15 protein-coding genes and 1 pseudogene are annotated in these 18,783 nt (G+C 72.7%); 7 read left to right on the top strand and 9 right to left on the bottom strand.

What is annotated here, in order from left to right; genetic code table 11:
- Positions 1–1,034: 1,034 nt before the first annotated feature.
- A pseudogene (locus tag ACIA79_RS22450) lies at positions 1,035–1,448 on the top strand (M23 family metallopeptidase); the annotation flags it as partial.
- A gap of 120 nt (positions 1,449–1,568) precedes the next feature.
- Here the strand turns inward: ACIA79_RS22450 and ACIA79_RS22445 are convergent.
- Positions 1,569–2,432: a Cof-type HAD-IIB family hydrolase gene (locus ACIA79_RS22445; protein ID WP_399430103.1), complete on the bottom strand. Its 864-nt coding sequence runs from the start codon at positions 2,430–2,432 to the stop codon at positions 1,569–1,571.
- Between the two features lie 156 nt (positions 2,433–2,588).
- Here ACIA79_RS22445 and ACIA79_RS22440 point away from each other — a divergent pair, with 156 nt between their 5' ends.
- Positions 2,589–3,488: an LLM class flavin-dependent oxidoreductase gene (locus tag ACIA79_RS22440; RefSeq protein ID WP_399430102.1), complete on the top strand. Its 900-nt coding sequence runs from the start codon at positions 2,589–2,591 to the stop codon at positions 3,486–3,488.
- A gap of 183 nt (positions 3,489–3,671) precedes the next feature.
- Here ACIA79_RS22440 and ACIA79_RS22435 read toward each other — a convergent pair whose 3' ends face one another.
- The 4 genes from ACIA79_RS22435 to ACIA79_RS22420 all read right to left on the bottom strand — a co-directional run bounded on the left by ACIA79_RS22435 (position 3,672) and on the right by ACIA79_RS22420 (position 7,973).
- Entirely contained in the window at positions 3,672–4,214 is a 543-nt protein-coding gene (locus tag ACIA79_RS22435; protein WP_399430101.1) for an RNA 2'-phosphotransferase, read from the bottom strand.
- Between the two features lie 134 nt (positions 4,215–4,348).
- Positions 4,349–5,284 (bottom strand): MerR family transcriptional regulator, encoded by a 936-nt coding sequence (locus ACIA79_RS22430; RefSeq protein WP_399430100.1) that lies wholly within the window; start codon positions 5,282–5,284, stop codon positions 4,349–4,351.
- Between the two features lie 80 nt (positions 5,285–5,364).
- Positions 5,365–7,131 carry an SDR family oxidoreductase gene (locus ACIA79_RS22425; RefSeq protein ID WP_399430099.1) on the bottom strand — a complete coding sequence of 589 codons (1,767 nt, stop codon included), beginning with the start codon at positions 7,129–7,131 and terminating at the stop codon, positions 5,365–5,367.
- Positions 7,128–7,973, bottom strand: a complete 846-nt coding sequence (locus ACIA79_RS22420; RefSeq protein ID WP_399430098.1) for a M24 family metallopeptidase — start codon at positions 7,971–7,973, stop codon at positions 7,128–7,130. Before ACIA79_RS22420 ends, ACIA79_RS22425 begins: the two co-directional genes overlap by 4 nt.
- A 279-nt stretch (positions 7,974–8,252) precedes the next feature.
- Here ACIA79_RS22420 and ACIA79_RS22415 point away from each other — a divergent pair, with 279 nt between their 5' ends.
- From ACIA79_RS22415 to lpdA, 5 genes are all read left to right on the top strand, one after another.
- Entirely contained in the window at positions 8,253–9,227 is a 975-nt protein-coding gene (locus ACIA79_RS22415) for an ABC transporter ATP-binding protein (protein WP_399430127.1), read from the top strand.
- Positions 9,224–10,102: an ABC transporter permease gene (locus tag ACIA79_RS22410; RefSeq protein ID WP_399430097.1), complete on the top strand. Its 879-nt coding sequence runs from the start codon at positions 9,224–9,226 to the stop codon at positions 10,100–10,102. Before ACIA79_RS22415 ends, ACIA79_RS22410 begins: the two co-directional genes overlap by 4 nt.
- Positions 10,103–10,151: 49 nt before the next feature.
- Positions 10,152–11,063 (top strand): ABC transporter ATP-binding protein, encoded by a 912-nt coding sequence (locus ACIA79_RS22405; RefSeq protein WP_399430096.1) that lies wholly within the window; start codon positions 10,152–10,154, stop codon positions 11,061–11,063.
- 34 nt (positions 11,064–11,097) lie between these two features.
- The gene (locus ACIA79_RS22400; protein WP_399430095.1) at positions 11,098–11,817 is read left to right on the top strand and encodes an ABC transporter permease; all 720 of its coding nucleotides are present in this window, start codon (positions 11,098–11,100) and stop codon (positions 11,815–11,817) included.
- Between the two features lie 115 nt (positions 11,818–11,932).
- Entirely contained in the window at positions 11,933–13,336 is a 1,404-nt protein-coding gene (gene lpdA / locus ACIA79_RS22395) for a dihydrolipoyl dehydrogenase (RefSeq protein WP_399430094.1), read from the top strand.
- Between the two features lie 391 nt (positions 13,337–13,727).
- Here the strand turns inward: lpdA and ACIA79_RS22390 are convergent, their stop codons facing one another.
- From ACIA79_RS22390 to efeB, 4 genes are all read right to left on the bottom strand, one after another.
- Positions 13,728–14,540: an HAD family hydrolase gene (locus tag ACIA79_RS22390; RefSeq protein ID WP_399430093.1), complete on the bottom strand. Its 813-nt coding sequence runs from the start codon at positions 14,538–14,540 to the stop codon at positions 13,728–13,730.
- Entirely contained in the window at positions 14,537–15,814 is a 1,278-nt protein-coding gene (serS, locus tag ACIA79_RS22385; RefSeq protein WP_399430092.1) for a serine--tRNA ligase, read from the bottom strand. The genes ACIA79_RS22390 and serS overlap by 4 nt, the downstream gene beginning before the upstream one ends.
- 758 nt (positions 15,815–16,572) lie before the next feature.
- Positions 16,573–17,508 (bottom strand): prephenate dehydratase, encoded by a 936-nt coding sequence (gene pheA, locus ACIA79_RS22380; protein ID WP_399430091.1) that lies wholly within the window; start codon positions 17,506–17,508, stop codon positions 16,573–16,575.
- A gap of 28 nt (positions 17,509–17,536) precedes the next feature.
- On the bottom strand, positions 17,537–18,781 hold the full coding sequence (efeB, locus tag ACIA79_RS22375; RefSeq protein ID WP_399430090.1) for an iron uptake transporter deferrochelatase/peroxidase subunit: 1,245 nt from the start codon (positions 18,779–18,781) through the stop codon (positions 17,537–17,539).
- Positions 18,782–18,783 lie beyond the last annotated feature (2 nt).

Genomic DNA, 18,783 nt, shown 5'->3' with positions numbered 1-18,783 from the left:
CCGGCCAGGGCCCTCACCCCGCACGGCGGCCGCTGCTCGCGCTGATGGTGGCGGTGCTGTGCGTCCTGCTCCCCCAGCCGAGCCCGGCGACCGGACACGACCGGTCCGACGGGCCCGTCGGTGTGGGGGCGGAGGTGGCGCTGCTGTTCGAGGAGGCGGGCCGGGCGACGGAGGCGTACGAGCAGGGCCGGCACGCGGCGGCCGCGCAGCGCCGTACCGCCCTGCGGCTCCAGGAGGAGCTGGCCGGGAAGCGGCGGGAGCTGGCGGTCCTGTACGACCGGGTCGGCGAGGTGGCGCGGGTGCAATACCGCGGTGGCAGCTCGCTGGCCCTGACCGCGCGGCTGCTGCTGGCCGAGGCCCCGGAGGCGGTGATGACCGCGCAGCGGGTCGCCGGGCAGGCGGCGCGATCCGTCAACCGGCTGATGGAGCGGGCCCGTACCGCCGCGCGGCACCTGGCGCTCGCCGAGGTGGACGCGCGGGCCGCCTGGCGCGACCTGGAGACCCGTACGGCCCGGCTCGCCGCGGTCAAGCGGGGCATCGAGACGCGGCTGGCGGAGGCGCAGCGGCGGTTGCACGCGGAGGCGGAGCGCAGTGTGGCGACCGGCCGGTGCCGGGATGCGGTACGGCTGCGCCTCCCGGACGGCGGGGCGGCCGGGAGGCCGGGGGCGGCGGGAACGGACGACGATCACGGGGCCGATCACGGGGCCGCGGCGGCCGGGGCCGGTCGTGGGGCCGCTGCGTCAGAGGGCACCAGCGGCGGCAAGGGCGCGGTGTCGGGCGCGGCGGAAGCCTCGCAGAGGCCGGGGGTTCCGGGGGGTGCGGGGGCCCGGGGGAAGGCTCGGGGACAGGCTGGGGCGGTGGGGAAGCCCGCGGCCCCGGAGAGGCGGGGCAAGGGCCGGGAGGCCGTCGCAGCCGGGAGATCCGGGGCCGTCGCGAAGGCCGGGGCGGCAGGGCTCACGGGAGCCGCAGGCCCGAAGGGGTCCTCCGGAGCGGGGCCAGCCGCATCCGGCAGCGAAGGGCGCCCGGCGGCCGGCGGCCGCCCCTGGGTGGCGCCCGTGGACCGGTACCGGCTGTCGTCGCGGTTCGACAGTGCCGGCGCGCACTGGGCCCGGCGGCACACGGGACAGGACTTCGCGGTGGATCTGGGCACCCCGGTGCGGTCGATCGGCGCCGGGCGGGTGCACTCCGTGTCCTGCGGCGGTGCCTTCGGCATCGAGGTCGTCGTACGGCACGACAACGGCTGGTACTCGCAGTACGCGCATCTGGCAGCGCCCGCCGTGGTCAGCGGCGAGCGGGTGCGGACCGGTCAGTGGATCGGGCAGGCGGGGACGACGGGCAACTCGACGGGACCCCACCTGCACTTCGAGGTGCGGCTGACGCCATACCTCGGCTCCGGGGTGGACCCGGTCCCCTGGCTGCGCGAGCACGGGGTGCGGCTGCACGGGTGACCCCCGCCGGTCGGGCACCCGGCAGCGTGCGTCGCCGCGTCGGACCCGCCGCGGTGGGGCCTGGGCGGTATCCGCAAAGCTCCGGCCGGTGGGCGGATGGCGCTACCGTGCGGGCACCTCCTAGCGGCCGACCGCCAGGATGTCCTCGATGATCACGGCCACGCCGTCGTCGTTGTTGGCGACGGTACGGCCGGAGGCGGCCGCGATGACGTCCGGGTGGGCGTTGCCCATGGCGTACGAGCGGCCCGCCCAGGACAGCATCTCGATGTCGTTGGGCATGTCCCCGAAGGCCACGACCTCGTCGGCGGAGATGCCGCGCTCGGCGCAGCACAGGGCGAGGGTGCTGGCCTTGGACACGCCCAGGCCGCTGATCTCCAGCAGGGCCGTGGGGCTCGACCGGGTAATGGCGGCGCGGTCGCCCACGGCCGTCCGGGCCAGGGCGAGGAAGCCGTCCGGGGTGAGTTCGGAGTGGTGGGCGAGCACCTTGAGGATGGGCGCGCCGGTGCCGGGCTCCTCCTCGTGCAGCAGCTTCTCGACGGGAGCGACGGTGGCGACACCGTCCATGAAGAGCGGGACGTACTCCGGCTCGTGGTGGAAACCGGTGGTGAACTCCACCGCGAACGCCGTGCCGGGGGCCTCCCTGCGCAGGGCCCGTACGACCTGGAGGGCGGCGTCCCGCTCCAGCGGGCGGACCTCCAGCATCCGGCCCCCGGCGTGCAGGTCGACGACGGCGGCGCCGTTGGCGCAGATCGCCAGCCCGTGGCCGTGGACGTGGTCGGCCACGGCGTCCATCCAGCGGGCCGGACGGCCGGTGACGAAGAAGACCTCGATGCCCGCTTCCTCGGCGGCGGCGAGCGCGGCGACCGTACGGTCCGAGACCGATTTGTCGTCGCGCAGCAGCGTTCCGTCCAGGTCGGTGGCGATCAGCCGGGTACGGGGGCGTGCGGTCGGCTGCGGTCGGGGAGAGGTCGCTGAGAAGGTCACCCCTTCATTCTCCCGCACCCCGGTGCACACCCGTGTGGCCTTGCGCACATGTGAGCCACCGGGAATGGCCGGTAACGGGCCGCGGCCCGGCCGGTCGCGGGCGTTCGGGGCGCCGGCCCGGCCGGGGATGCCGGTGGCGCCGCGTAGGGTCGGTGCATGCGCCTGAGTACCGTGATCCTTCCGTTCCGCCGCTGGCACGAGGGCGGCCGTGACGCCTGGCTGCGGGCCGAGCAGCTCGGTTTCCACGCCGCGTACACCTACGACCACCTGTCGTGGCGGGTCCCCTTCCGTGACGGCCCCTGGTTCGGCGCGGTGCCGACGCTGACGGCCGCCGCCGGAGTCACCGAGCGCATGCGGCTGGGCACGCTCGTCACCTCGCCGAACTTCCGCCACCCGGTCACGCTCGCCAAGGAGCTGATCTCGCTCGACGACCTCTCCGGCGGCCGGATCACCCTGGGCATCGGTGCGGGCGGCACGGGGTTCGACGCGGCGGCGCTCGGACAGGAGCCGTGGTCGCCGCGCGAGCGCGCCGACCGGTTCGCCGAGTTCGTGCCGCTGCTCGACCGGCTGCTGACGGAGGACACCGTCACGCACGAGGGCCGGTTCTACTCGGCGCACGAGGCGCAGAACATCCCCGGGTGCGTGCAGCGGCCGCGCCTGCCGTTCGCCGTGGCGGCGACGGGGCCGCGGGGGCTGAAGCTGGCGGCCCGGCACGGTCAGGCGTGGGTGACGACCGGTGACCCGAAGCTCGCGGAGACCGGGACGCCCGAGGAGTCGCTGGAGGCGATGCGCGGCCAGCTCGTCAGGCTCGGCAAGGCGTGCGCGGAGGCGGGGCGGGACGCGGCCGAGCTGGACAAGGTCCTGCTGACCGGCTTCACCCCGGAGGGCAGCGCGCCGCTGCAGTCGCTCGACGCCTTCGTCGACTTCGCGGGCCGCCACCGGGAACTGGGCTTCACCGAGATCGTGCTCCACACGCCCATCCCCGAGACCCGGTTCGCCGCCGATCCGGTGGTCTTCGAGCGGATCGCGAACGAGGCGCCGGCCCAGCTCGCCTAAGCCTTTCACGGTCGCAGGACCCCCCCGGGCGCTGGGCTCCCCCGCGGCTCCCGGCCGCGAAGCGCGGACACGCCGGTGCGCGCCCGCGCCGCCATCGTCTCCCCGGCCGGGCAGGCCGCCCCGCGCCGCAGCCGGGCGGCCCGCATCCGTCGCACCGCCCGGCGTACGTGCGCTTCCCGGACCTCAGTCCGGGAAGCGCACGTACGCCGGGGGCACGGCGTCGGTGAGCCAGACGCCGTTGTCCGTGACGTGGAAGACGTGGCCGTCGCGGTGCATCGCGCCCGCGTCGACGGACAGCACCACGGGCCGGCCGCGGCGTGCCCCGACGCGGGTCGCGGTCTCCCGGTCGGGGGACAGGTGGACGTGGTGGCGGGCCATGGGGCGCAGGCCCTCGGCGCGGATCGCGGGCAGGGCGCGGGCGACGGTGCCGTGGTAGAGGTACGCGGGCGGACGGGCCGGCGGCAGGTCGAGGTCGACGTCGACCGTATGGCCCTGGTTGGCGCGGATCCGCTCGCCGTCGATCGTGAAGCGGCGCTTGTCGTTGACGGCGACGACGTGCTCCAGTTCGGTGCGGCTGATGCGCATGCCGTGTTCCGCGGTGGCCCGCAGCAGATCGTCGATGGCGACCCAGCCGTGCGGGTCGAGCGTGAGCCCGATCCGCTCGGGCTGGTGGCGCAGGTGCTTCGACAGGTACTTCGACACCTTCACGGCGCGTCTGTCGTCCATGTCCTTCATGCTCGCAGCGTGTCAGGGATCACGCACACGGCGCCATGGAAATTCAGCGCGGCAGGTTTGGTCCACAAGTAACCGGCGTTATCCACAGGGGAATTGGCGGTTCTGTGGACAACCACCCTTGCTTCTCAAGGCTTTTCCCCAACATCACCCCGTGAGCCGCGGTGTGCCGTCAGGGCGTCCAAGGTCCGTGCGTGCAGCTCGCGTTCGGTGGCCGCGGTGATGAACACCGACGCGTTCTCCGGCCCGACGAGCTGATGAACGGCCCGGATTGTCGCGGCGGGCAGGGTCACGGACCGTGACGCGTCGTCCTGCGGCGCCGGGGTGCCGGGTGCGAGGTGCTGCTGCAGGTGCCGGGTGGCGATCGTCCGCATGGCGCGGGCGAGTTCGGCGTCGACCGTCTGCTGGGCGAGCGGTCGCAGCCGCCGCACCAGGGTCGCCGCCTCCGCCGCGTCCGCGTCCGACGGCGGGCGGTGCTCCAGGTAGCGCGCGAAGACGTGCTCCGTGGTGAACTCCAGGAAACGGTTGGCTATGTGCTCCACCTGGCCGCGAAGTTCCCGCAGATGTCCGGCGATCGCCAGCAGCGGCACCCCGGCGGCGTACAACTCGGCCGCCACAGCGAGCTCTTGCGGGCTGGGCACCAGGAACTCGTCGTCGCGGCCCGGGATGCGCTCCAGCACGCCGAGTTCGATGGCCTCCTCCACGGCGTGCTCGTCGGGCGTGCCGCCGAACGTGGCGTCCAGCTCGGCGCGCGTGATCCGGTCCGCCTCCTCGTCCGTCCACGGGCCGTCCACCTCGGCGACCAGACCCAGGACGCCGCCCAGCCCGCGGCCGGCATCCCACGCCTCCAGCAACTCCTTGATGGAGGCGAGGGTGTAGCCGCGGTCCAGCAGGTCGGCGATCTGGCGCAGCCGGGTCAGGTGGGCGGTGCCGTAGACGTTCGACCGGCCCCGCCGCTCCGGCTTGGGCAGCAGGCCACGGTCCTGGTAGGCGCGGATGGTGCGGACCGTGGCGCCGCTGAGATGCGCCAGGTCCTCGATCCGGTACTCGTCCCGCTCGTCCACGCCCGCTCCCTGCTGCCCTGTCTGCCCCGATGTGCGCTCCCCTGTGCGGGGGATCGTACGTCGCCCGCCCGACGGCAGGGCTACACAGGGGGCTTCAGCCGGGCGAGGGCCCGCAGACTCCGCGGGGCGACGCGCGACAGCAGGTACGCCCCGCGGGCCTCCGGGGTGACCGGTACGACCGCCGCGTTGCGCACCACCGCGCGCAGGATCGCGTCGGCGACCTTCTCCGGCGGGTAGTTGCGCAGCCCGTACAGCCGGGCGGCCCTCCGCTGCCTCCGCTTCTCCTCCTCCGGCGACGCCCCGGCGAAGTGCGCCGTCGCGGTGATGCCGGTGTTGACCAGGCCCGGGCACATCGCGGTGACCCCGATGCCCTGCCCGGCCAGCTCGGCGCGCAGACACGCGCTGAGCATCAGCACCGCCGCCTTCGAGGCGCTGTACGCGGGCAGCACGCGCGACGGCTGGAAGGCCGCGGCCGACGCGGTGTTGACGATGTGGCCGCCCTGCCCCCGGTCGGCCATCTGCCGGCCGAAGACGCGGCAGCCGTGGATCACGCCCCACAGGTTGACGTCGAGGACCTTCTTCCAGTCCTCGCTCGTGGTCTCCAGGAACGAGCCGGACATGCCGATCCCGGCGTTGTTCACCAGGACGTCCACGACGCCGTACTCGGCGGCCACCTTCTCGGCGAGCTTCTCCATCGCCTGCTCGTCGCTGACGTCCACCACCTCGCCCCACGCCTCAGGCGCCCCGATCAGCCGGGCCATCTCGGCCGTCCGGGCCGCGCCCTCCGCGTCCCGGTCGACCGCCACGACCCGGGCACCCGCCTCGGCGAACGCGAAGGCGGTGGCCCGCCCGATGCCGCTCGCCGCGCCTGTGACCAGGACGAGCTGCCCGCCGAACCGGTCGGCGTGGCGCCGTCCCGAGGCGACCGGTGCCGGCAGCTCGCCGCCCCGCTCCTCGTGCGCCGACACGAACTCGGAGATCCACGCGGCAAGCCGGTCCGGCCGGGTCCGCGGCACCCAGTGCTTGGCGGGCAGGGTCCGGCGCACCAGCCGCGGGGCCCACCGCGCCAGCTCGTCGTAGAGCCGCTCGGACAGGAAGACGTCACCGGTGGGGACGATCAGCTGCACGGGCGCATGGGCGTAGGCGTCCGCGCGCGGGCGCCGCAGCCGCGCCCTGACGTTGTCCCGGTACAGCCAGGCGCCGTGCGCCGCGTCGTCGGGCAGCGACGGGGTCGGGTAGCCGTCGTCCGGCACCTTCTCCAGGCGGCGCACGAGCGACGGCCAGCGCCTGCCGAGCGGTCCGCGCCACAGCGCCTCGGGCAGTACGGGCGTGTGGAGCAGGTAGACGTACCAGGACTTGGCGCCCTGGCCGAGGAGCTGGCCGACCCTGCGCGGGGTGGGCCGGGACATCCGCTGCTTGAGCCAGTGCCCGAAGTGGTCCAGGGACGGCCCGGAGATCGAGGTGAAGGACGCGATGCGGCCCTCGGTGCGCCCGACCGTGACGAACTCCCACGACTGCACCGAACCCCAGTCGTGACCGACCAGGTGCACCGGCCGGTCCGGGCTGACCGCGTCGGCCACCGCCAGGAAGTCGTCCGTCAGTTTCTCCAGCGTGAACCCGCCGCGCAGCGGTTTCGGCGCGGTGGACCGGCCGTGGCCCCGCACGTCGTACAGCACGACGTGGAAGTGCTCGGCGAGCCGGACCGCGACCTGTGACCACACCTCCTTGGAGTCCGGGTAACCGTGGACGAGCATCACGGTGGGCCGCCCGGCGTCCCCCAGTTCGGCGACGCACAGCTCGACGCCGCCCGTACGGACCCAGCGCTCCCGCGCGCCTTGCAGACTCACGCTTCCTCCGCCCAGCGCCGCACGTGCGGCAGATCGTCGTCCAGCCAGAACGCACTCTGCTCCGGGTCCCGGGAGTCCGTGACCACCAGGAGCTCCTCGAACTTCGCACCCGTGCCCCGGAAGCCGAGGTGCGGCTCGACCGCCCACAGCCCCGGCCGCGGCGGGTGGTCGGAGAACCGGTGGGGCGACCACAGCGGCGACCATCCCTCCCGGTGGCCGTGCAGGGCGTCGCTCGCCAGCCCCTTGAGCGCCTGGGTGCCGATCCCGAAGAGCGTCGGTGACCAGCGACGCTCCCTGACCCGGCCCACCTTGTGGGCGATCACGCCGAAGGGGTACGCGCGGTGCCGGTTGGCGTACCCCTGCCGCACCATCAGCCGGTCCACGTCCTCGTAGATCTCCCGCAGCGGGCGGCGCTCGCGCACCTCGCGCAGGATCAGCTCGCGGTGCGCGCGCAGGTCGGCGAGCAGCCTGTCGTGCACGGGGTCGAGCCCCAGGCAGCCCGAGTAGCCGATGTCGGCGGTGAAGCCGTGGTGGACCGGGGCCATGTCGAGGATGAACGGCATCCCCGCCTCCAGCCGCCGGTCGGTGGGGAAGAACTGCAGCGGTACACGGAAGTTCACGAACGCCGTGCGGTCGCCGAACCAGGCGAACGGACGGTGGAACCAGTCCCGCACGCCCCTCTCGCGCAGCCACTCGCGCTGCATCCGCGCCGCCTCGCGCTCGGTCACGCCCGGCTTGAGCTGCGCGGCGACCGCCTCCGCGCAGGCGTAGGCCAGGCGCTGCACCTCCCTGAAGCCGCGCAGCTCCTCCGTGGTGCGTACCGCCGTCCCGACAGAACCCATGCCACCCCGTCCGTCCGTGTGCGGGAGTGCGCTCCCCGCCGCCGCCCGCCCGTAACTTGACACTGATGAATGTGACAATGCCCGGCGGCTGAGTCAAGAGTCGTGCACGCTCTGTGGATGAAGTGAGGGAAAGCCCCGGCGAACCGGCCGGTTCCGGCACCCGGACCCGACCCCAGGAGGTCTTCCCCTACGGGCCCGTACGTCTGGAGTCGGACACGGATCCAGCCGCCAGGTCTGACGACCGCTGTGGTGTGCGCCACTACCGTCGAGGACGTGACTGTGATCGCGACCGAAAGCCTCAGCAAGCGGTTCCCCCGGGTGACCGCTCTCGACCGGCTCTCCCTGGACATCGGGCCCGGTGTGACCGGACTGGTGGGTGCCAACGGAGCCGGCAAGTCCACCATGATCAAAATCCTGCTGGGCCTGTCCCCCGCCACCGAGGGCCGCGCCGAGGTCCTCGGCCTCGACGTCGCCACCAGCGGCGCCGCCATCCGTGAGCAGGTCGGGTACATGCCCGAGCACGACTGCCTCCCGCCCGACGTCTCGGCCACCGAGTTCGTCGTGCACATGGCGCGGATGTCCGGCCTGCCGCCCACCGCGGCCCGGGAGCGCACCGCCGACACCCTGCGCCACGTCGGTCTGTACGAGGAGCGCTACCGCCCCATCGGCGGCTACTCGACCGGCATGAAGCAGCGTGTGAAGCTCGCGCAGGCCCTGGTCCACGACCCGAAGCTGGTGCTCCTCGACGAGCCGACCAATGGCCTGGACCCCGTCGGCCGCGACGAGATGCTCGGACTGATCCGGCGCGTGTACACGGACTTCGGCATCTCGGTCCTGGTCACCTCGCACCTGCTCGGCGAGCTGGAACGCACCTGCGACCACGTCGTCGTCATCGACGGCGGCCGGCTGCTGCGCTCCAGCTCCACCAGCGACTTCACCCGCATCACCACCACCCTCGCCGTCGAGGTCACCGACACCGACACCCACCCCGACGGCACGGCGGCCCTGCGCGAGGCGCTCACCGCCGCCGGAATCACCCTCCACGCGCGCGTGGAGGACGGTCTGCCGGGCGCGGGGCACATCCTGCTGCTGGAGGCGACCGGCGAGGAGACGTACGACCTCGTCCGTGACACCGTCGCCGGCCTCGGCCTCGGTCTCGTCCGCATGGAACAGCGCCGCCACCACATCGCCGAGGTCTTCCGCCCGGGCACCGACGCGGCCGCCGCCCAGTCCCTGGAGGTGCAGGCCCGATGAGTGCCGAAACCCGCATCCACAACATCGGCTACCGCAACTACGACGGGCCGCGCCTGGGCCGTGCCTACGCGCGCCGGTCGCTGTTCTCGCAGTCGCTGCGCGGCGCGTACGGACTGGGCCGCAGCGCCAAGTCCAAGGTGCTGCCGATGATCCTCTTCGCGGTGATGTGCGTCCCGGCACTGATCGTCGTGGCGGTGGCCGTCGCCACCAAGCTCGACGAACTGCCGCTGGAGTACACCCGGTACGCGATCTTCACCCAGGCCGTCATCGGGCTGTTCCTGGCGGCCCAGGCACCGCAGTCGGTCTCGCGGGACCTGCGCTTCAAGACCGTCCCGCTGTACTTCTCCCGTCCCATCGAGCGGGCCGACTACGTGCTCGCCAAGTACGGCGCGATGGCGTCGGCGCTGTTCGTCCTCACCGCGTCGCCGCTGCTGATCCTCTACATCGGGTCTCTGCTGGCGAAGATGGACTTCGCCGACCAGACCAAGGGCTTCGCACAGGGGTTGGTCTCCGTGGCGCTGCTGTCACTGCTCTTCGGCGGGATCGGGCTGGTACTGGCGGCGCTGACGCCCCGCCGCGGCTTCGGCGTCGCCGCCGTCATCGCCGCCCTCACCATCTCGTACGGCGCCGTCACCACGCTCCAGGCCATCGCCTGGAGCACCGACTCACTGAACGCCGTCCCGTGGCTGGGCCTGTTCTCCCCCGTCACCCTCATCGACGGCGTGCAGACCGCCTTCCTGGGTGCCACGTCGTCCTTCCCGGCCGAGGCCGGACCGGGCGCCGGCGCCGGCGCGGTGTACCTGCTGGCCGTCCTCGCGCTGATCGCCGGCTCCTACGGCGTCCTGATGCGCCGCTACCGAAAGGTCGGGCTGTGACCTCCCACCCGTCACCCACCACCACCCTTCCGAGGATGGGGCTGCGCCCATGAGCACTCTCCACATCGAGCACGCCTCGCGCTGGTTCGGCAACGTCGTCGCCGTCAACGACGTCACCATGACGATCGGTCCCGGTGTGACGGGCCTGCTCGGCCCCAACGGCGCCGGCAAGTCGACCCTGATCAACATGATGGGCGGCTTCCTCGCCCCGTCCACCGGCACCGTCACCCTGGACGGCGAGCCAATCTGGCGCAACGAGTCCGTCTACCGGCGGATCGGCGTCGTACCGGAGCGGGAGGCGATGTACGACTTCCTCACCGGCCGCGAGTTCGTCGTCGCCAACGCCGAACTGCACGGCCTGGGTGCCGCCGAGGCGCAACGCGCCCTCGCCACGGTCGAGATGGAGTACGCGCAGGACCGCAAGGTCGCGACGTACAGCAAGGGCATGCGCCAGCGCGTGAAGATGGCGTCGGCGCTGGTGCACGAGCCGTCGGTGCTGCTGCTGGACGAGCCGTTCAACGGCATGGACCCGCGCCAGCGCATGCAGTTGATGGACCTGCTGCGGCGGATGGGTGCGGAGGGCCGCACGGTCCTGTTCTCCTCGCACATCCTGGAGGAGGTCGAGCAGCTCGCCTCCCACATCGAGGTGATCGTCGCCGGACGGCACGCGGCGAGCGGCGACTTCCGCCGCATCCGGCGCCTGATGACCGACCGCCCGCACCGCTACCTCGTCCGGTCCAGCGACGACCGGGCGCTGGCCGCCGCGCTGATCGCCGACCCGTCGACGGCCGGCATCGAGGTGGACCTGGCGGAGGGCGGCCTGCGCATCCAGGCCGTGGACTTCGGACGGTTCACCGCACTGCTGCCGCAGGTCGCCCGCGCGCACTCGATCCGGCTGCTGACGGTCTCGCCCTCGGACGAGTCCCTCGAGTCCGTCTTCTCGTACCTCGTCGCGGCCTGAGCGCCACCGCGCCGGCCTGAAGGGACCCCCGACCATGTACAACCCCACCGTCGCCCGGCTCACCTACCGGGCGCTGCTCGGCCGCCGCCGGGCCGCGATCCTCTTCGTCCTGCCCGGGCTGCTGCTGCTCATCGCGGCCGCCGTCCGCGGCTTCAACGGCGCCGACGACCAGATCGCCGCGGACGTCCTCGGCGGCTTCGCGCTCGCCACCATGGTGCCGCTGATCGGCGTCATCGCCGGAACGGGCGCGATCGGACCGGAGATCGACGACGGATCGATCGTCTACCTGCTCGCCAAGCCGGTGAAGCGGCCCACGATCATCCTCACGAAGTTCACCGTGGCGGTCGCCGTGACCATGGTCTTCTCGGCCGTGCCGACGTTCCTCGCCGGGATGATCCTCAACGGCAACGGCCAGCAGGTGGCGGTGGCGTACACCATCGCGGCGCTGGTGGCCTCGATCGCGTACAGCGCGCTGTTCCTGCTGCTGGGCACGGTCAGCCGGCACGCGGTCGTCATCGGGCTGGTGTACGCGCTCGTCTGGGAGGCGCTGTTCGGTTCGCTCATCGCCGGGGCGCGGACCCTGAGCGTGCAGCAGTGGGCGCTGGCGGTCGCCGAAAAGGTCAGCGGGGAGGGCCTGGTCGCCTCGGACGTCGGCCTTCCGGTGGCGACGGTGCTGCTGGCGGGAGTGACGGTGGCGGCGACCTGGTACGCGGGCCTCAAGCTGCGGGCGCTGACGCTGGCCGGGGAGGAGTAGGGCGTACGTCTCACCGTCGGCGGGGGGCTCCTCCCCGGGATTACTGTGGGCACGGGCGCGACCACCCGGCACGGCCCGTACGACTCGCACGCACTCACAACCTGGGGAGCAAGCCATGTCAGACCGCTTCGACGTCGTCGTACTCGGAGCAGGCCCCGGCGGATACGTCGCCGCCATCCGCGCCGCCCAGTTGGGCAAGCGGGTCGCGGTGGTCGAGGAGAAGTACTGGGGCGGTGTCTGCCTGAACGTCGGCTGCATCCCCACCAAGGCGCTGCTGCGCAACGCCGAGCTGGCGCACCTGTTCACGCACGAGGCGAAGACGTACGGCATCAAGGTCGACGGGCAGGTGTCCTTCGACTACGGCGAGGCGTTCCGGCGCAGCCGCACGGTCGCGGAGGGGCGCGTCAAGGGCGTCCACTTCCTGATGAAGAAGAACAAGATCACGGAGTTCACCGGCCGGGGCACCTTCCTGGACGCGAACACCCTCCAGGTCGCGCAGAGCGACGGCGCCACTACCACGATCTCGTTCGACCACTGCATCATCGCCACCGGCGCCAGTCCGCGCCTGCTGCCCGGCACGCGCCGCAGCGAGCGGGTCGTCACGTACGAGGAGCAGATCGTCGCCGACGAGCTGCCGCGCTCGATCGTGATCGCGGGCGCGGGAGCCATCGGCATCGAGTTCGCGTACGTCCTGCACAACTACGGCGTGAAGGTCACCATCGTCGAGTTCCTGGACCGGATCGCGCCGCTGGAGGACAAGGACGTCTCGGCGGAGCTGGCGAAGCAGTACCGCAAGCTCGGCATCGACGTGCTGACGTCGACGCGGGTCGAGTCGATCGACGAGTCCGGTCCGCAGGTGCGGGTCACGGTCACGGGCAAGGACGGCGCGCAGCAGGTCCTGGAGGCCGACAAGGTGCTCCAGGCGATCGGCTTCGCGCCGAACGTCGAGGGGTACGGCCTGGAGAACACCGGCGTCCGGCTCACCGAGCGCGGCGCCATCGACGTCGACGGGCGCTCGCGCACCTCCGTGCCGCACATCTTCGCGATCGGGGACGTGACGGCGAAGCTGATGCTCGCGCACACCGCCGAGGCGATGGGTGTCGTGGCCGCCGAGACCATCGCTGGCGCGGAGACGATGGAGCTCGACTACCCGATGATCCCGCGGGCCACGTACTGCCAGCCGCAGATCGCCAGCTTCGGCTGGACCGAGGAGCAGGCGCGGGAGAAGGGCTTCGACGTCAAGGTCGCGAAGTTCCCGTTCATGGCGAACGGCAAGGCGCACGGCCTGGGCGACACCACGGGCTTCGTGAAGCTGATCAGCGACGCCACGTACGGCGAGATCATCGGCGCGCACCTGATCGGTCCTGACGTGACGGAGCTGCTGCCGGAGCTGACGCTGGCCCAGCAGTGGGACCTGACCGTGCACGAGGTGGCGCGGAACGTCCACGCGCACCCGACGCTGGGCGAGGCGGTCAAGGAGGCCGTGCACGGGCTCGCCGGCCACATGATCAACTTCTGATCCACCCGGTCCGCACGCGGACGACGGCGCGGCGCCCCGGTTATTCGGTGGCGCCGCGCCGTGCGTCCGGGCACATTGATGAGGCACCGCTCACACGGGACCGGGGAGAGCGCGGCGTGGACGGGGAGAGTACGGGCACGCCGGGCTCACAGCAGGGCAGCGCGCGGCGCCGCGCACGGGAGTGGTCACCATCGCTCCGGGTGCCGCCCGCGGCCGACTGCCCGGGGGCGGCCGCTTCGAGCGCGCGATCCGTCGCGCGGGCCGCCCCTCCCGTGGTCCGGTGCCCCCCTCGCGGTGGCGCAGGCTGCGGACGCCGGCCGTGCGGGGTTCGCCCGCCCGCGAAGCCCGGCCCGCGCGGCGCGTGCACCGCCGCCCCGCTCCGCGGTGCGGATCAGGCCGTCGGGCTGAGCAGCGACTCCAGGACCACGGCGATGCCGTCCGCGTCGTTGGACGCGGTGATTTCCTGAGCCACGGCCTTCAGCTCGTCGTGGGCGTTGGCCATGGCGACGCCGTGCGCGGCCCAGGCGAACATGGGGATGTCGTTCGGCATGTCGCCGAAGGCGATCGTGTCCGCGGACTTCAGGCCCAGGCGGCGGGCCGCCAGGGACAGGCCCGTCGCCTTGCTCAGGCCGAGCGGCAGCAGCTCCACCACACCCGGTCCCGCCACCACCACGTCCACCAGACCACCGGCCGTCGCGCGGGCGGCGAGCGCCAGGGCGTCGTCGTCCAGGACGGGGTGCTGGATGTAGACCTTGTTGAGCGGGGCGGACCACAGCTCGGCCGGGTCCTCGTACGGCACGTAGGGCAGCGGGCCCTCCTGGACGCGGTAGCCGGGGCCGACGAGCACGTCGCCGTCGAGGCCGTCCCGGCTCGCGGCGATGGCCAGCGGCCCGACCTCCGCCTCCAGCTTCGCCAGGGCGAGGCCCGCGAGCTGGCGGTCGAGGGTGACGGACGTCAGCAGCCGGTGTTCGCCCGCGTGGTACACCTGCGCGCCCTGGCCGCAGACGGCGAGGCCGTCGTAGCCGAGGTCGTCCAGGATGTGGCGGGTCCACGGGACGGCGCGCCCGGTGACCACGATGTGCGCGGCGCCCGCCGCCGTCGCGGCGGCGAGCGCGTCACGCGTGCGCTGCGAGACCGAGTCGTCGGTGCGCAGCAGCGTGCCGTCGAGGTCGGTCGCGATCAGCTTGTACGGGAAGGGAGTCACTTGGAGACGGGCTCCAGGACCTCGCGGCCGCCCAGGTAAGGGCGCAGGACCTCCGGCACCCGGACCGAGCCGTCGGCGAGCTGGTGGTTCTCCAGGAGGGCGACGATGGTGCGCGGGACGGCGCACAGCGTGCCGTTGAGGGTGGCGAGCGGCTGGACCTTCTTGCCGTCGCGCAGGCGCACCGACAGGCGGCGGGCCTGGAAGCCGTCGCAGTTCGACGCGGAGGTCAGCTCGCGGTACTTGCCCTGCGTGGGGATCCACGCCTCGCAGTCGTACTTGCGGGAGGCCGAGGCGCCCAGGTCGCCCGAGGCGACGTCGATCACCTGGAAGGGCAGCTCCAGGGAGGTGAGCCACTGCTTCTCCCACTCCAGGAGCCGCTGGTGCTCGGCCTCGGCGTCGTCGGGGGCGACGTACGAGAACATCTCCACCTTGTCGAACTGGTGCACGCGGAAGATGCCCCGTGTGTCCTTGCCGTAGGTGCCGGCCTCGCGGCGGAAGCACGGCGAGAAGCCGGCGTACCGCAGCGGCAGCTTGTCCGCCTCGATGATCTCGTCCATGTGGTACGCGGCGAGGGGCACCTCGGACGTGCCGACGAGGTAGTAGTCGTCCTTCTCCAGGTGGTACACGTTCTCCGCGGCCTGGCCGAGGAAGCCGGTGCCCTCCATGGCGCGCGGCCGGACCAGCGCGGGGGTCAGCATCGGGATGAAGCCGGCCTCCGTGGCCTGGGCGATCGCCGCGTTGACGAGGGCGAGCTCCAGCAGCGCGCCGACGCCGGTGAGGTAGTAGAAGCGCGAGCCGGACACCTTCGCGCCGCGCTCCACGTCGATGGCGCCCAGCGCCTCGCCGAGCTCCAGGTGGTCCTTGGGCTCGAAGCCCTCGGCGCCGAAGTCGCGGATGGTGCCGTGCGTCTCCAGGACGACGAAGTCCTCCTCGCCGCCGACCGGTACGTCGGGGTGGACGAGGTTGCCGAGCCGGAGCAGCAGCCGCCGGGTCTCCTCGTCGGCCTCGTTCTGCTCGGCCTCAGCCGCCTTGACGTCCGTCTTGAGCTGCTCGGCCTTCTGCAGGAGCTCGGCACGCTCGTCGGGGGAGGCCTTGGGGATCAGCTTGCCGAGCGCCTTCTGCTCGGAGCGGAGTTCGTCGAAGCGGACGCCGGACGACCTGCGCCGCTCATCGGCGGAGAGCAGGGCGTCGACGAGCTCGACGTCCTCTCCACGGGCGCGCTGGGAGGCGCGAACACGGTCGGGGTCCTCACGGAGCAGGCGAAGGTCAATCACCCCACCAGGCTACCGTCGCGCACTCGGCCCACCCCACTTGATAGGGCCGCGCGCTCCTCTTTGACCGTATTGCCGGAATTCGGAAAGCTGCTGATAAAGGCGGGGCGCGCTGGGCGCGAGGGCATTCCATTCGCCGGAATTGGCTCTTCCGGGTCCCTGTCCGGTGGCTTCCGGGACTCCGCCGGATCCCTTCCGGGACTCTGCCGGGCAACTGCCGGTTCGCTTCCGCGCCTCTGCCAGGTGGCTCCCGGGACTCTGTCGGTTCACTTGCCTGTCGCCTCCGGGAAGTCCCGGACCGGCCGCCGGTCCGCCCCGGCCGGACTCCCGCCGGATGTTGTCCACAGGAGTTCCCTGTGCGCGAGAGTTATCCACAGACTGTGCGGAAGATCTGTGGACGCAGAAATGGATCACCCCGAAAGTGGCCATCGCACCGCAGGATTCACTGATCAAACCCGCTTCGCGCGCTCATTCGAGTGGGAATTCCTCCCTCTAAGGGGGTGATCCCATGAATGAGGGTGACGAGGGGCGACATGCCGCCCTGTGGGCGGCCCTAGGGTGACTGGGGCGATTTGTCGACGATGTAGAGCTGTGTCGCCTCTGCCATGTCGACTTGTCCCCAGGTCGAGAAGGGCCCCTGTGGATAACTCTGTGGGAATCGCCGCACGAGCACGGTGCGACGGCCGCACGAGCACGGTGCGGCCGGGCCCCGCGCCGCCGGCACGGGCTCTGCCGCGAGGGGGCCTCGCCCACGACCTGCCTCAGGGACGCCCGTCCAGGCAGCGCCCCAGCCAGTCCGAGGCCGCGGTGAAGTCCTCGTCCGAGGTCCCCGGCCGCGGCGGGACCACCTCGCCGGACGACACGCCCGCCCGCGGGTACGACCCGAGGAACCGCACCTTCGCGCAGATGCGCTTCAGGCCCATCAGCGCCTCGCCCACGCGCCGGTCGGCGATGTGGCCCTCGGCGTCGATGGCGAAGCAGTAGTTCCCGATGCCCGCGCCCGTCGGACGCGACTGGAGCAGCATCAGGTTCACACCGCGGGCCGCGAACTCGTGGAGCAGCTCCAGCAGCGCACCCGGGTGGTCCTCGCGCTGCCAGATCACGATCGACGTCTTGTCCGCGCCCGTGGGCGCCGAGGGCCGGGCCGGCCGGCCCACCAGCACGAACCGGGTCTCCGCGTTCTCGGCGTCGTGGATCTCGGTGACCAGGGCCTCCAGGCCGTACGTCGCCGCCGCGAACGCGCCCGCGAAGGCCGCGTCGTACCGCCCCTCCTGGACCAGCCGCGCGCCGTCCGCGTTGGAGGCGGCCGACTCCCACACCGCCTCCGGCAGGTGGGCCCGCAGCCAGTTGCGCACCTGGGGCTGGGCGACCGGGTGCCCGGTCACCGTCTTGACGTCGGACAGCTGCGTACCCGGCCGGACCAGCAGGGCGAACGCGATCGGGAGCCGCACCTCGCGGTAGATCATCAGCGGCTCGCCCGCGGCCAGCTCGTCGAGGGTCGCGGTCACTCCGCCCTCGACGGAGTTCTCGATCGGTACGAGGGCGGCGGCGGCCTCCCCGTTCCGGACGGCGTCGAGCGCCGCGGGGACGGAGACCATCGGCACCAGTTCGCGCGTGGCGGCTTCCGGGAGCGTACGCAGGGCGGCTTCGGTGAAGGTGCCCTCGGGACCGAGATACGTATAGCGAGTCGCCGACATACCGGTCACCTTAGTCCGCCCCCCGGCCCTACGACTCCAGGAGCCGCTGACCCACGTACTCGCCCCGGGCCGGGCCGCCCGGCACCGCGAACAGGCCGCTCGACTCGTGCCGGATGAAGGGCGACAGCGCGTCCCCGCGGTCCAGCTTCCGCTGCACCGGCACGAAGCCGCGCAGTGGATCGGCCTGCCAGGCGATGAACAGCAGACCCGCGTCCGGCGTCCCGTCCGGCCCGATCCCGTCGTGGAAGGAGAACGGCCGCCGCAGCATCGCCGCCCCGCCGTTCTGCTCGGGCGCCGAGATCCGGGCGTGCGCGTTGCCGGGGATGACGGGCTTGCCGTCCGGGCCCGTCCTGTCCAGGTCGAGCTCCGTCGTCTCGCTGCCGCCGGTCAGCGGGGCACCGTCCGCCTTGCGGCGCCCGATGACCTGCTCCTGCCGGTCCCGGGACAGCTTCTCCCAGTCGTCCAGCAGCATCCGGATGCGGCGGACGACGGCGTACGAACCGCCCGCCATCCACGGCTGCGGACCACCCGCGGGGACGAAGATCCGCTCGTCGAAGTCGGGCTCGGACGGCTTGGGGTTGCGGGTGCCGTCGACCTGGCCCATCAGGTTGCGTGCGGTCATCGGGTGCGCGGTGGCCCCCGGCGAACGGTTGAAGCCGTTCATCTGCCAGCGCACCCGGGCCGCCGCGCCCGCCTCCTTCTGGATCGTGCGCAGCGCGTGGAAGGCGACGAGCGCGTCGTCCGCGCCTATCTGCACCCACAGGTCGCCGCCCGAACGCTTCGGGTCCAGCCGGTCGGAGGAGAACGACGGCAGCGGCTCCAGCTCCGCCGGCCGCCGGTCCACCAGGCCCGTGCGGTCGAAGAAGGAGGCGCCGAAGCCGAAGGTGACCGTCAGGGAGCACGGGCCGGCGTCCAGGGCGACGCCCGTGTCCCCGTCACCGGCCGGCTTGCCCGCCATCAGCAGCTCGGCCGCCGTCGACCAGCGGCGCATCAGCGCGACCGCCTCCTTGCGCCCGGCGCCCGGCGCCAGGTCGAAGGCGACCAGGTGGCCGCGGGCCTGGAGCGGCTGGACGATGCCCGCCTGGTGCGCGCCGTGGAACGGTACGGCGGTGGAGCCGACCGCCGCCAGGGTCCCGCCCGCCGGGTCCGAGGAGGTGGTGGCGGCATAGGCCGCGGCGCCGCCGGCCGCGCCCAGCAGGACCCCGGTCGCGCCGGCCGCGCCGACGGTGCCCAGCAGGGCCCGCCTGGAGATGTCGAGGTTGTCGGTGCTCACGG

The sequence above is a fragment of the Streptomyces sp. NPDC051310 genome (genome assembly GCF_044455245.1).
Classification (GTDB): Bacteria; Actinomycetota; Actinomycetes; order Streptomycetales; family Streptomycetaceae; genus Streptomyces.
Note: the sequence above shows the minus strand (reverse complement) of the source record. Positions and strands in the feature narration are given on the sequence as shown.